This window comes from Kitasatospora sp. NPDC001527 (genome assembly GCF_040298605.1).
In the GTDB taxonomy this organism is placed as follows: domain Bacteria; phylum Actinomycetota; class Actinomycetes; order Streptomycetales; family Streptomycetaceae; genus Kitasatospora.
This window is the reverse complement of record NZ_JBEPAM010000005.1, coordinates 39,737-52,159: the sequence shown is the minus strand read 5'-3', so window position 1 is coordinate 52,159 and position 12,423 is coordinate 39,737. Positions and strand designations below refer to the sequence as shown.

Here is a 12,423-nt window from a genome sequence, read left to right as displayed (position 1 = left end):
GGGTGTGCGGCGGGCCCGTTCGCGCGCGGTGGCGGGCCGTCAGCCGCGCAGCGCCACCGGGAGGGCGGCGAGCAGCGCCGCGGCGAAGGCCACGGACAGGCAGACGGCCGCCCAGCGGGCGCAGACCCGGCGGCACTCGGCGCGGTAGCGGGCGGCCAGCTCGCGGCAGCGGCCCACGGCCCGGTCGACGACCTCCTCGGCGTAGCGCAGCCGGTCGTCGGCGTACGCCTGCTCCAGCGCCTCGCGGTCGTCGGCCGGGAGCCAGGGGAAGCGGTCGGCGAAGGCCCGGGCGTCCCGGGCGGCCGCCGCGACCTCCGCCTCCCAGGCGAGGTAGCCCTCCAACCTCGCGATCTCCGCCCCGGTGTCCACCACCGGCCGGACGTTTTGCGCCTTCGGCGGACGCTGCCTGCCACCCATGACCGCTCCCTGTCCCGTGCTGTCCCGTGCGGGTTTCGCCCTCCACCCCCGGCGGATCGCTCCGCGAGCAGGCCACCACTATCAGTGACCGGGCGGCGGCCGGCCCCCGACTCGCCGGACCGCCGCACCGCCGGCCCCGGGAGCCGCCCGGCCGGCAGGCGGCGCGCGGCGCCGTCGCGCGCCGGGGCCGTGACCGCGCACCACGGCACACGCGCGCGGCGGACGGCACTGCGCGCCGCCGTGGACACGCTCCGCACACACCCGTGTACCATCGGCGATCGAGGCGGCGCCCTGCCCGGCGCCGGACCGGCCCGCCCCCCGGCCCCGTCCGGGACGCGAACCAGGAGGTCAGCCATGCCCGACGCCGGTCGGTTCAGCGAGTGGGGCGAGCAGGGCTCGCGCGCGGTGATGGAGGCGGCGGCCGTCCTGGAGCGCGAGCTGGCCGCCGGACTCGCCGACGCCAAGGCGGCGACGGAGCGGCTGACCGGCGAGCACCGCGTCGACCAGGAGGAGTTCGACCAACTGGTGCGCCGGGTCTCGGACAACACCCACCAGCTCATCGACGCGGTCAGCGAGCGGGTGCTCGCGGGCACCGGCGGCGAGGTCTCCGAGCACGCCCGGCGGCTGACCGCCAACGCCCACGACGTCCTCGACCTGCTGCTGAGCCTCGGCTCGCTCGCCCCCGGCCTCGCCAACCGCGGCCTGCAGGACGCCTTCGGACCGCAGCGCGCCGCGCGGCCGGGCGACGGCGCGGACGGGACCCCCGGCGCCGGGCCGCACGAGCGGCCGCAGGGGTGACGGCCCCGGCCGCACCCCCCGCCCTCGGCGCGCCGCTGGTCGAACAGGTGCTGGCCCGCTACCGCGAGCGGACCGTGGCCGAACTCCTGCGCCACATCCCCGCGCAGAGCCCGCCCTACCTCTACGACCTGGCCGCCGACTATCCGACCCGCCCGTGCAAGGGCCTGCGCGCGGCGCTCTGCCTGGCCACCTGCGCGGCCTTCGGCGGGCACTGCGCACGGGCCCTCAACCCGGCCGTCACCGTGGAGCTGTTCCACAACGCCTTCCTCGTCCACGACGACATCCAGGACGGCAGCGAGCTGCGCCGCGGCGCCCCCACCCTCCCCGCCCGGTACGGCGTCGAGGTCGCGCTGAACGTCGGCAACGCGACCCACCTGCTCGCCCTGCGCCGGGTGATGGCCAACCGGAGCGGGCTCGGCGCGGAGCTGGCCTGGCGGCTGTTCGAGGAGACCGAGCTGATGTGCCGCCAGTCCCTGGAGGGCCAGGCGCTGGAGATCGGCTGGATCCGGGACAACGTCTGCGGGCTGAGCAGCACCGACTACTACCGGATGTGCCTGAAGAAGACCTCCTGGTACACCTTCCTCTACCCGTGCCGCTCCGGCCTGCTGGTCGCCGAGGGCGCGGCCACGGCGGCGACCCGGCTGGACCGGTTCGGCTGGTACCTGGGCGCCGCCTTCCAGATCCAGGACGACGTGCTCAACCTGACCGGGGCGGCCGAGGAGTACGGCAAGGAGATCGCCGGGGACCTCTGGGAGGGCAAGCGCACCCTGATGCTGATCCACCTGCTGGAGCGCGCCACCCCCGCCGAACGGGCCCGGGTGGTGCGCCACCTGAGCCTCACCCGGGCGCAGCGCGGCCCCGGGGCGGCGGCGGAGGTGGACTGGCTGCTCGACCGGATGGCGGCGTACGACTGCGTGGCGAGCGCCCGGGAGGCGGCGGCCGGCCTGGTGGAGGCCGCCGGGCGGGAGGTCGGAGCGGTGCTGGCCGGGGCGCCCGAGCCGTCGGACGAGGAGGCGGCGCAGGCCCTGGCCTTCCTCGCCGCGCTGCCCGACTTCGTGGTGGCCCGCGGCCGTTGAGCCCTGATCCCCTGGGCGTTGTCACCTCGGGTGCGTAAGATCCGCAACGCCGGTCGCGGAGAGCGGGAACCGGCCGCGCGGCGGTCCGCGTCACCGGGGATGACGTCGCACACGACGAGGTGGGGTGGGGTGGCCGATGTCCGTACGATCCGGTCTGCGGGAACTCGAACGGCTCGCCGGACGGCTGCCGGGGGGCGCCGAACTGTACCGGCTGCGCCCGGACGGCCGGGTGCTGCTCGCGGACCGCGACGGCGCCCGCGAGCTGGGGCCGACGTCCGCGCACGGTCCGGCCGGTGAGGAACTGCTCCGGTTCATCGACGAGGGCCAGTTCGCCCACTACCTGGTCGGCGACGCCAAGACCTCGCCGGAGCGGCCCTCGAACGCCACCTACAAGCTCGGCATCGTCGCGCCGCGCAGCGCCTTCACCCCGCACGCGCACGGCGGCGAGCACCTGGTGCTCAGCCTCGGGCACGCCGCCTGCGGCCTGTACGACGCCGAGCGGCGCCGGGTGGTGGAGGTGCCGCTGACACCCGGACTGCTGATCCGGATACCCGAGCTGATGCCGCACTCCTTCGCCAACCGGGGCCGCGAACCGCTCAACATCCTGGCCGCCAACACCGGGTACGGCATCGACCACGAGGACTACGCGATCACCGCGGCCGAGGCCGAGCGCCGCTCGGAGGACGAACTCGCCGAGGCGCTGCGGGCGGTGGAGCGCGGGCAGCGGATCGGGCGGGTCGGCCGGCGGGAGCGGCTGGCCGCCGGGCTGCGCCGGCTCGCGGCGGCGCTGGAGGACTCCGGCCGATGAAGTGCCCGCACTGCTCCGCCGAACTGCCGACCGCCCGCCATCGCGTGAACCGGTTGTGCTGGAGGTGCCGGCAGTCCTACGCACTGGAGCCGAAGAGGACCCGGGGCCTGACCGACGTGCGGCTGCGGCGCACCGCCGAACGGCTCGGCGACGAGGGCCGGGTCACCCTGACGGCCGAGCAGCTCCGCTGGGCGCTCCACCCCCGGGGGCGGCCCTCACCCGTGGCCCGCAGGAGCACCTCCTGGCGGCCGGTCCCGCCGCGGTTCACGGAGCCCGCCGAGATCGCCGCCACCGTCGGCGTCGGCCTGGCGCTGCTGACCGCCGCCTACCTCCTGCTGACCGTGCTGGAGGGGCTCGTCGGCCTGGCCGTCCCGGTGGGCTTCTTCGGCCTCCTCGCGCTCGGCTCGACGGCGTCCGATCTGGCGCGGCTGTCCCGGCGCCGCAAGGCGGTGGCCGCCTGGGAGAAGGCCGAACTGGCATGGCAGGCACAGCAGGAGCGGGACCGGCAGGAGGCGGCGCGGTGGACCGCGCCGCTCGACCACCGCCCCACCTGGAGCTCCGCGGAGTTCCGCACCTCGGTCCTGGCTCCCTGGGCCGAGGTCTACGGCGGCCTCCCGGAGGGGGTCGTCGAGGACTCCGCCGTCACGCCCGTCGTGCCGCCGGGCGCGGCGGCCCTCGCGGTGCTCTGCCCCGACCCGACGGTGACCGCCTTCCTGCACGCCAACTCCTTCCCCGAGCGGTACGGGGCGCTGCTCGTCGCCACGCCCGGGCAGCTCCCGGAGGACCTTCCGGTGGTGGTGCTGCACGACGCCTCGCCGCAGGGCTGTCTGCTGGTCGCCGAGGTCCGCGCCGCGCGGCCGGACGGCCCGGTGGTGGACGCCGGCCTGTCGGCGCGCGCCGTGCTCGCGGCGCAGGACCGGGCCGTCCAGCTGTACGCGCACCAGTTGCGCGAGCCGCTGGAGGCGCTGCTGCGGGGGCTGCCGCGGCTCACCGGGGCGGAGCGCGCCTGGTTCGAGGCGGGCCTGTGGAGCCCGCTCGCCGCCGTCCCGCCCAAACGGCTCCTGGCGACGGCCGAGCGGGCCGCCGAGCGGGCGCTGAACCGCCATGTCGGATTCCTCAGCTGGCCGGTGCCGGAGGTGCCGCGATGATCTGCCCGCACTGCTCGAAGGACCTGCTCCAGCGTCAGCGCCCCAAGCGCCGCTGCTCGTACTGCCGCGCGGAGTTCGCGCTGGACCCGAAGCTCGACGGCGTCGGCCTGCACGACGTGCGGATCCGCAAGGTGACGGAGAAGCTCTCCGACGGGGGCCGGCTGACCGTCACCAGCGGGCAGCTCAACTACGCCCTCCAGCACCGGGGCCGGCCGCCGCAGAAGTTCCGGGGCGACAAGGGCAACGCCGTCTCGATGATCGGCTTCGGCGCGATCGGGCTGCTGGTGGGCACGGCGGTGCTGGACGCACCCGGCTTCGCGCTGCTGCTGGTACTCGTCGCGCTCACGCTGATCGGCCTCGGCGTGCGCAGCTGGATCCTGTCCGGGACGCCCGCGCCGGACGCCTCGGTGGAGTCGCGCTGGACCCAGGAGGCGTTCCGGCACACCGTGCTGAACCGCTGGCGGGCGGTCTACGGCGCGCTGCCGGCCGCACTGGTGGAGGACACGCTGGTGCCACCCGGGCCGCCGCCCGCCGACCCGGCGTTCGCCCTGCTCTGCCCGGACCTCACCGTCCGGGTGTTCCTGCGCGCCAACGGCTACCCCGAGCGCCACCGCGCGCTGATCGTCGACAACCTGCGCGCCGTCCCGGTGGGCCTGGCGCTGGTGGTGCTGCACGACGCCTCGCCGCAGGGGCACCTGCTGGTCGCCGAGGCCCGGGCCGCGCGCCCCGGTGCGCGGGTGCTGGACGCCGGGCTGTCGGTGCGCACCGTGCTGGTCGACGAGCACAAGTACACGCTGCTGCGCGACCTGAACCGGCCGCAGGAGCTGTCCGCACGGCTGGAGCGCGAGGTTCCGGAGCTGACCGCCGGCCAGCGCGAGTGGTTCGCCGCGGGCTGGTGGACCCCGCTGGCCGCGCTGGCGCCCAAGCGGCTGATGGCCGTCGCCGACCGGGCCGCCGAGCGGATCACCGCGCCGCCGGCGCCCCGGGACCCCGCGGCCCTCCGGAGCGGGCCGGTGCGCTCCCCGGCCGCGGGCCGGCCGGAGAACCCGCTGGAGACCCGCCGCCGGGCGCTGGCCGTGGGCTTCATGACCTGGCCGGAGCCCGGGGCGGGCGACGTGCCCGAGGACGGGGGCCGACCGAACGGCCCGGATCCGCGCAGGGGCCCCGTGTGACGGCGGGGACGAGGAGAGGCAGGAACCCCATGACGCTGCGTCCGCTGCTGGACGGCGCGCTGACCGTCGCGGCCACCCGGGCCGGGGCGCCCGGCGGGCTGCGGTACACCGAGCGGCAGCTCTACTACGAGCTGTGCCGGGTGCTCCAGCCGCTGCACGCCGGACCGCGCCGGATCCCCTACACGCTGGCGCCGCCGGTCCGCTACGCCCGGTTCGCGGCCGCGCTCGCCGCGCGCCGCGAGGAGCTGCCCGGTCTGCTGCCGCCGCCAGCGCCCCGGCCGGAGGCGCCGCGGGGGGCCGCGAGCACCGAGCCGGACCTCTACGACTACGGGCTGCCCCGGCTGCTGGTCTGCCAGAGCCGGGAGATCACCGCGATGCTGCTCGCCAACGACCTGCACCTGGAAGCCGCCTGCCCGATCGTCGCGGCCGGTGAACTCCCGCTCGACGAAAGGATGGTGGCCGCGCTGGCCCGGGCCGGGGGCGCCGTCGTGCACGTGCTGCACGACGCCAGCCCGTCGGGGCTCGCCTGCTTCGAGGAGGTCAGGGCGGCCTACGGGCCGGCCGGGGGCGCGGACGTCCGGGTGCGCTCGATGGGCCTGGTGCCCCGGCACGCCACCACCCTGCACCTGACCTCCGGACGCGGCCCGCGCGGCTTCCGGGGACCGCTGCCCGCCGGGCTGCGCCCCGAGGAGCGGGCCTGGCTGGGCAGCGGCCGCACCATCGAGCTGGCCGCCGTGGCCCCGGCCCGGCTGCTGCACACCGTGATCCGCCAACTCCGCGGCGCGGGCGCGGCCGGCCCGCGCCGCACCCCGCTGCGCCGGCGCGTGCGCACCGCGCGCGGCAGCGGTTTCCTCAGCTGGCCCACCGGCTGAGCGCCCGCCCCCGCCGCCCGACTCCCGTCCCGTCCCGTCCCGATCCGTGAGGACCCCGCACCCATGAGCAACGCACGCCACCTCGGCTACCGCGACGAACTGCTGGCGGACGGCCAAGTGCACCGCCGGTACGAGGACGGCCGCAGCGAGTGGCGCCGGCGCGGCACCGACCGGCAGATCCACTGGCACGACAGCCTCGGCCGCACCGGCACCGACGAACCCCTCGGCCGTGACCTGGTGAAGCGGCGGTACGCGGACGGCACCACCGAGTACGGCCGCGACATCGGATACGGGCGCACCGTGTGGGGCGGCGGGCTGGTCACCCTCAACCGCAGCTCCTTCGGCGGGCGGCTCGGGGTCGTGGTCGGCGCCCTCGGCGTGGCCGGCGTCGCCGCGATCACGGCCGCGCAGCTGCCGCCGGACGCCCTGTCCGAGGACGAGGAGGAGGAACTGCGCGCGCAGGCCCGGCAGCAGGCCGCCGACTCCTCCGGCGGCGGGGGCGGCGGTGCCGGCGGGGAGGCGGCGGCGGGCCACGACGACCCCGCGGCCGACGACCCGGCCTCCGGCGACGACTTCGGCGACTGGAACGACTCCGACGACGGCTGGGACGGCGACGACTTCGGCTGAGCCGCCCCGGCTCCCGGACCCGGCCCGCCCCGGCGCGGGCCGCCCCTCGACGAAAGGCACCGCACCACCATGCCCCGCTGCTGCGCCTGCGCCGGCCCCGACGCCGACCGGGCCCGCGCCCACCTCGCCGCGCTCACCGGCGCCCCCGCGCCCGACGGCGCGCAGGCCGCCCTGCTCCCCGCCGAACCCGGCTTCGCCACCGGCCCGTTCACCGTCGACGGCACCACCGCCGTCGGCGAGGTCACCCTGCACAACCGGCCCGAGCTGCTCGCCGCCCTCGCCGCGGCCGGCTCCCCCGCGCCCGCCGGCTGCACCGACGGCGAGCTGCTGCTGCGCCTGTGGCTGCGGCTCGGCGCCGACGGCCCGCGGCAGGCCGACGGCATGTTCGCGCTCGCCGTGGTCGACGGCCCGGACCTCGTGCTGATCCGCGACCACACCGGCACCCGCACCCTGTTCTACGCCCGCGCCGACGGCTGCTGGGCCGCCGCCACCTCGCTGCGCGCCCTGCGCCACTGGCCCGCGCTCGGCACCGGCCTCAACCTGGCCGCCGTCCGCTCCTTCCTCACCTTCGCCTACCTGCCCGGCGAGGAGACCCTGCTGCGCGGCGTCCAGGAGGCGCTGCCCGGCCGGGTGCTGCGCCTGGCCGCCGACGGCACCGCCCGGCAGGAGCCGTTCTGGGAGCCCGCCGAACGCCTGCCCGAGGGCGAGGAACCGCCCGCCGAGGTGTACGCCCGGGAGCTGCGCGCCCTGCTGGAGGGGGCCACCGCCCGGCGGCTGCCCGCCGGGGGGCCGGTCGGGGTGCTGCTGTCCGGCGGCGTCGACAGCTCCCTGGTCACCGCGCTCGCCGCCGAGCTGCACGACCACCCGGTGCACACCTACTCGATCAGCTTCGGCGACCGGCTGCCCAACGAGCTGGGGTACTCCGGGCTGGTCGCCGACCACTGCGGCACCCGGCACCGGATCCTCACCGTCTCCGGCGAGGAGGTCGCCGCCCGGCTCGCCGACACCGTCGCCCTGCTGGACAGCCCGGTCGGCGACCCGCTGACCGTCCCCAACCTCATGCTCGCCGAGGCCGTCGCCGCCGACGGGATCACCGTCTCGCTCAACGGCGAGGGCGGCGACCCGGTCTACGGCGGGCCGAAGAACCTGCCGATGCTGGTCCACGAGATGCACCGGGACGACCCGGCCCCCGAGGCACGGGCCGAGGCCTACCTGCGGTCCTACCGCAAGTGCTACGAGGACCTGCCCCGGCTGCTCACCGCCGACACCCTGCGCGCCCTGGGCCAGGAGCCGCAGCCGCGCCGCTTCGTCGCCCCCTACCTGACCCCCGGGCCGATGCACGCGCTGCTCAACCAGCTGCTGCACTGCAACCTGCGGACCAAGGGCGCGCACCACATCCTCACCAAGGTCGAGCGGCTCACCGCCTCGCGCGGGGTGCAGGGCCGCTCGCCGCTGTTCGACCGGCAGGTCGTCGACCACGCCTTCGCCACCCCGCCGACCCTCAAGCTGCGCGGCACGGTGGAGAAGTGGGTGCTCAAGGAGGCCGTGCGGGACCTGCTGCCCGCCGCGGTGGTCGACCGGCCGAAGAGCGGCATGCGGGTGCCGGTCCAGCAGTGGCTGCACGGGCCGCTGCGCGAGCTCTCCGGCGACCTGCTGCTCGGGCGCACCGCCCGGCAGCGCGGGCTGGTCCGGCCGGACACCGTCCGCACCTGGATGCGCCGGGAGGGCACGCTGCTGCCGCGCCAGGGCGGCAAGCTCTGGCTGGTGCTCACCCTCGAACTCTGGCTGCGCGCCTACGACCTGTGACCCGCTCCCCCTCGTCCCCTGCTGTCCCGGCCCGGGAGGCCCCGTCATGGCACCGTCCACCGCTCCCTCCACCGCTCCCTCCACCGATTCCGACGCCGCACCCGAACTCCACCTGACCGACCCGCGCACCGGCCACACCCGGGGCACGCTCGTCCCGGCGCGGGCCGGGCAGGTCACCGAGGCCGTGGCCCGCGCCCGGGCCGCCGCCCCGCGCTGGCGCGCGCTCACCCCGCGCGAGCGCGAGCGCCGGCTGGACGCGCTCGCCGACCTGATCGAGCGTCATCTCACCGAGTACACCGTGCTGGAGCAGGCCGGCACCGGCAAGCCCGAGGCGGAGGCGGCCTCGGAGATACGCGAGGTCGCCGACCTCTTCCGGTTCTACGCGGGCGCCGCGCGCGGCGGCACCGCCCCCGCCGCCGGCCGCTACCTGCCGGGCCACGAGAGCTGGGTGCGCTGGGAGCCGGTCGGCGTGGTCGCCGCCGTCGTCCCGTGGAACTACCCGCTGCTGATGGCCGCCTGGCGCTGCGCCCCGGCGCTCGCCGCCGGGAACACGGTGGTCCTCAAGCCCGCCGAGACCACCCCCGACTCCGCCGCGCTGCTCGCCGCCCACGCGGCCGAGGCCCTCGGCGAGGACGTGCTCACCACCCTGGCCGGTGACCGGGAGAGCGGCCGGCTGCTGGTCGCCGCCGGGGTCGACCTCATCGCCTTCACCGGCAGCGCCGCCGCCGGCGCCGACATCGCCGCCCGGGCCGGCCACCGCCGGGTCAGCCTCGAACTCGGCGGCAACAGCCCCGTGCTGGTCCTGCCGGACGCGCCCGGACACACCTGGTCCGCGCTCGCCGCCGCCTGCACCTACAACGCGGGCCAGAGCTGCGCCGCGCCGGCCCGGGTGATCACCCTCGCCGAGAACTACGAGCGGACCGTCGAGGCGCTCGCCGCCGCGCTCGGCGCCCGCGAGGCAGGCCGCGACTTCGGGCCGCTCAACAACCCCGACCAGGCCGCCCGCTACGACCGTATCCTCGCCGACTCCGCCGCCAAGCGCTCGCTGCCCGCCCCCGGACGCGGCGACGGCCTGTGGCGGCCCGCCCGGCTGCTCGCCGACCTCCCGGACGACGACCCGGCGGTGGTCGAGGAGGTGTTCGGCCCGCTGCTCACCGTCCAGCACGCACCGACCGTCGAGGCCGCGCTCGCCCTCGCCAACGCCGTGCCGCAGGCGCTCGCCGCCAGCGTGTGGACCGGCGACCTGTCCATCGCCCTCGACCTCACCGCCCGCCTGGACGCCGGCGAGACCTGGATCAACTGCCACCTGGCGCAGAGCGCCGAACTCCCGCACGGCGGCCGCGGCGCCTCCGGCCAGGGCACCGACCTGTCCGTCCTGGCCCTGCACGAGTACCAGCGGCCCAAGACGGTGACCGCCCGGCTCTGAGGCCCCGGCCGCGGATACGTCGGCGCTGAGTACGTCGGCGCTGAGTACGTCGCGCAAGCCGGTCCGAGTACCCGTCCCCTGCCCGGGCGGCCGGCTCCCGGGCAGGATCGGGTCATGACGAGGAGAACGGCCCCGGAGCGGGGCGAGTGGACGCGGGTGCCGTCGCGGTCGACCCTCGTCACCACGGCGTGCCTGCTGTTCGTCCTGCCGCTGCGCGGGTTCGCCGAGATGCTGACCGACGCGTGCTACGGGCCCGGCTCCTGCCCGCGCACCCACGCCGGCCTCGCCCTCTCCGACCGCCTGCTACTCGCCGCCGTGCTGCTGACGGTCCTGCAGTGGCCGATCGCCTACCTCTCCCGCCGGGCGCGCGTCCCGGCGGGCCTCGCCCCCGGCGCCGCGCTGCTCGCGGTGGTGGTCGTGCTGTTCGCCGTCGAACCGGGCACCTGACGCCCGGTGGACCGCCCCGCACGGCGCGGGACGGTCCCACCGGGCGGGCGGCCGTCAGGCGAAGGCCGAGGGGCGTCCGAGGGCGACCAGGTGGTGGTCCTTGCTGCCGACGTAGATCCGGCCCCGGTCGGTGGCGGGCACGGAGAACTTGCTGACCGTGCCGAGCGGGAAGGAGCGGCGCAGCTTCAGGGTGCCGCCGACCGGGACGGGGTCGTAGACGCGCAGTTCACCGCCCTCGCCGTACGTGCCGGTGCCGGACCAGATCACCCAGAGCAGGGCGGAGCCGCTGCGGGTGCCGTCGGAGGTGACGACGGGCGAGCCGGACATCTTCAGGTAGTCCTCGGCGCTGGTGCCGGCACTGGTCAGCTGCGGCAGTCCGGCGCCGCTCACCGAGTACTTGAGGGCACGCAGCTTGCCGTAGTTCTCGACGGTGTAGACGTAGCCGCCGTCACCGCCCCAGACCGCCGGGTGGCCCCAGACCCCGCCGTACGGGCCGGTGCGGCCGACGACCTTGTCGGTGCCGCCCGGGCCCTGGCCCGTGCCGCCGAGGTCGTCGCGGTCGAGCAGGAAGATCCGGCCGTCCTTGCCGACCTGGACCATCAGGTGCGGGTGCGCGGCGGTGCCGAACATCGACGGGAGGGCCACCGGGCCGCCGGAGCCGAGGTCGGTGTCCCTCCGGTCGAGGGTGGCGTTGTCGGTGGGGCTGAAGAAGTCCTCGGGGGCGAAGCCGCCGTCGGCCCCGACGCCGAAGCGGATCACCGACTCGCCGAGGCCGCCGGGCGGACGGTTGCCGGGGCCGGGGGCGGGCGAGGCGCCGGCGCCCTGGCCGTTGGCGGTGGTGAGGAAGAAGCGCCCGGGGCCGTCGGAGACCAGGCCGCTGCCGGACATCCAGACCGAGGCCCGCTGGGTGTCGGAGCCGGCGACGGTGGAGAACAGGGTGAGCTTGCGGGTGCGGGTGTCCAGTCCGGCGACCGTGCCGATGTAGTCGCCGATGCCGCAGAGCGAGCCGAAGCCGAAGTAGAGCCGGCCGTCCAGCAGCAGGAGCCCGGGGCGCTGGAGGGACCGGTAGGCGTTGAACGGCTTTCCGGGGGCGTTGACCGGGTCGCCCTGGACGGTGACCGGCCAGCCGCTGCGCTCGGCGCCGGTGCGGGCGTCGACGGCGTGCACGTAGTAGTGCGGGTGGTGGTCGTCGGGGCCGTCGTCGACCTTGCTGGTGAGGTAGACGGTCCCGGTGGCGGGGTCGTACACGGGGGTCGAGGTGGTGCCGACGTTGGGGCCGGGGTCCGAGCAGCCGATCGCGGCGGACGCCCAGGCCGGGCCCATCTCGCGGTGCCAGACGATCCTCCCGGTGTTCGCGTCGACGCCGTACACGTGGTTGGTCTCGGTGGCGGTGACGACGAGGTCGCCGATCACCAGCGGCTGGGCGAAGACCTGGCCGTTGAGCTGGGTGGAGAAGCGGACGCCGAAGTCCGGCTTGTCGACCTCGGCCGGGCTCAGCAACGGTTCGGAGCGGTCCCAGGCGGTGCGATCGGTGCCGAAGGAGATGGTGGTGACGTCGGCGCGGGCGGTGCCGGCGGCGAGCGGGCCGAGCAGGGCGAGGCCGGTGAGGAGCGCGGCGGCGCGCGGCAGGAGCCGGGCCGGGCGGCTCCGGCCACTCGGGCGGTACGGGCGGGCGGTGCGGTTCATGGCGCCATGGTTCGGCGGGCCGGTCGCCCTCACCAGCCGGGGTGGTCCAGTCGGCGGGCGCCCGTTCGCGGCGTTCGCCGGACGCGGGGACCGCGGTGATCTATCGTCGGTGCCCCAGAGGTCCGAGTGACAGGGGGTAC

Annotated in this window: 12 protein-coding genes; 10 read left to right on the top strand and 2 right to left on the bottom strand. The window is 76.6% G+C overall.

Going from position 1 to position 12,423, the window contains the following annotated elements; genetic code table 11:
* Positions 1-39: 39 nt before the first annotated feature.
* Positions 40-417 (bottom strand): hypothetical protein, encoded by a 378-nt coding sequence (locus ABT238_RS06885; protein WP_350755870.1) that lies wholly within the window; start codon positions 415-417, stop codon positions 40-42.
* 354 nt (positions 418-771) lie between these two features.
* On the opposite strand from ABT238_RS06885, the gene ABT238_RS06880 reads away from it, so the two are divergent.
* The 10 genes from ABT238_RS06880 (at position 772) to ABT238_RS06835 (ending at position 10,597) form a co-directional block, all read left to right on the top strand.
* A complete protein-coding gene (locus ABT238_RS06880) occupies positions 772-1,215 on the top strand; it encodes a hypothetical protein (RefSeq protein WP_350559325.1) in 444 nt (147 codons plus the stop codon).
* Positions 1,212-2,291: a polyprenyl synthetase family protein gene (locus tag ABT238_RS06875; RefSeq protein WP_350559322.1), complete on the top strand. Its 1,080-nt coding sequence runs from the start codon at positions 1,212-1,214 to the stop codon at positions 2,289-2,291. Before ABT238_RS06880 ends, ABT238_RS06875 begins: the two co-directional genes overlap by 4 nt.
* Before the next feature lie 136 nt (positions 2,292-2,427).
* Complete coding sequence (locus ABT238_RS06870; RefSeq protein WP_350559319.1) at positions 2,428-3,099, top strand: cupin domain-containing protein; 672 nt, start codon at positions 2,428-2,430, stop codon at positions 3,097-3,099.
* Positions 3,096-4,247, top strand: coding sequence for a hypothetical protein (locus ABT238_RS06865; RefSeq protein ID WP_350755868.1), 1,152 nt, complete (start codon positions 3,096-3,098; stop codon positions 4,245-4,247). Before ABT238_RS06870 ends, ABT238_RS06865 begins: the two co-directional genes overlap by 4 nt.
* Positions 4,244-5,419: a hypothetical protein gene (locus ABT238_RS06860; RefSeq protein WP_350559313.1), complete on the top strand. Its 1,176-nt coding sequence runs from the start codon at positions 4,244-4,246 to the stop codon at positions 5,417-5,419. Before ABT238_RS06865 ends, ABT238_RS06860 begins: the two co-directional genes overlap by 4 nt.
* A gap of 29 nt (positions 5,420-5,448) precedes the next feature.
* Complete coding sequence (locus tag ABT238_RS06855; protein ID WP_350559310.1) at positions 5,449-6,291, top strand: hypothetical protein; 843 nt, start codon at positions 5,449-5,451, stop codon at positions 6,289-6,291.
* Between the two features lie 63 nt (positions 6,292-6,354).
* Positions 6,355-6,918 carry a hypothetical protein gene (locus ABT238_RS06850; protein ID WP_350755866.1) on the top strand — a complete coding sequence of 188 codons (564 nt, stop codon included), beginning with the start codon at positions 6,355-6,357 and terminating at the stop codon, positions 6,916-6,918.
* Positions 6,919-6,987: 69 nt separating this feature from the next.
* Positions 6,988-8,724, top strand: coding sequence for an asparagine synthetase B family protein (locus ABT238_RS06845; RefSeq protein ID WP_350755864.1), 1,737 nt, complete (start codon positions 6,988-6,990; stop codon positions 8,722-8,724).
* A 46-nt stretch (positions 8,725-8,770) separates the two neighbouring features.
* Complete coding sequence (locus ABT238_RS06840; RefSeq protein ID WP_350755862.1) at positions 8,771-10,150, top strand: aldehyde dehydrogenase family protein; 1,380 nt, start codon at positions 8,771-8,773, stop codon at positions 10,148-10,150.
* Between the two features lie 114 nt (positions 10,151-10,264).
* On the top strand, positions 10,265-10,597 hold the full coding sequence (locus ABT238_RS06835; RefSeq protein WP_350559298.1) for a hypothetical protein: 333 nt from the start codon (positions 10,265-10,267) through the stop codon (positions 10,595-10,597).
* A gap of 54 nt (positions 10,598-10,651) precedes the next feature.
* On the opposite strand, the gene ABT238_RS06830 is transcribed toward ABT238_RS06835, so the two are convergent.
* Positions 10,652-12,283 (bottom strand): outer membrane protein assembly factor BamB family protein, encoded by a 1,632-nt coding sequence (locus ABT238_RS06830; RefSeq protein ID WP_350755860.1) that lies wholly within the window; start codon positions 12,281-12,283, stop codon positions 10,652-10,654.
* Between the last annotated feature and the right edge of the window lie 140 nt (positions 12,284-12,423).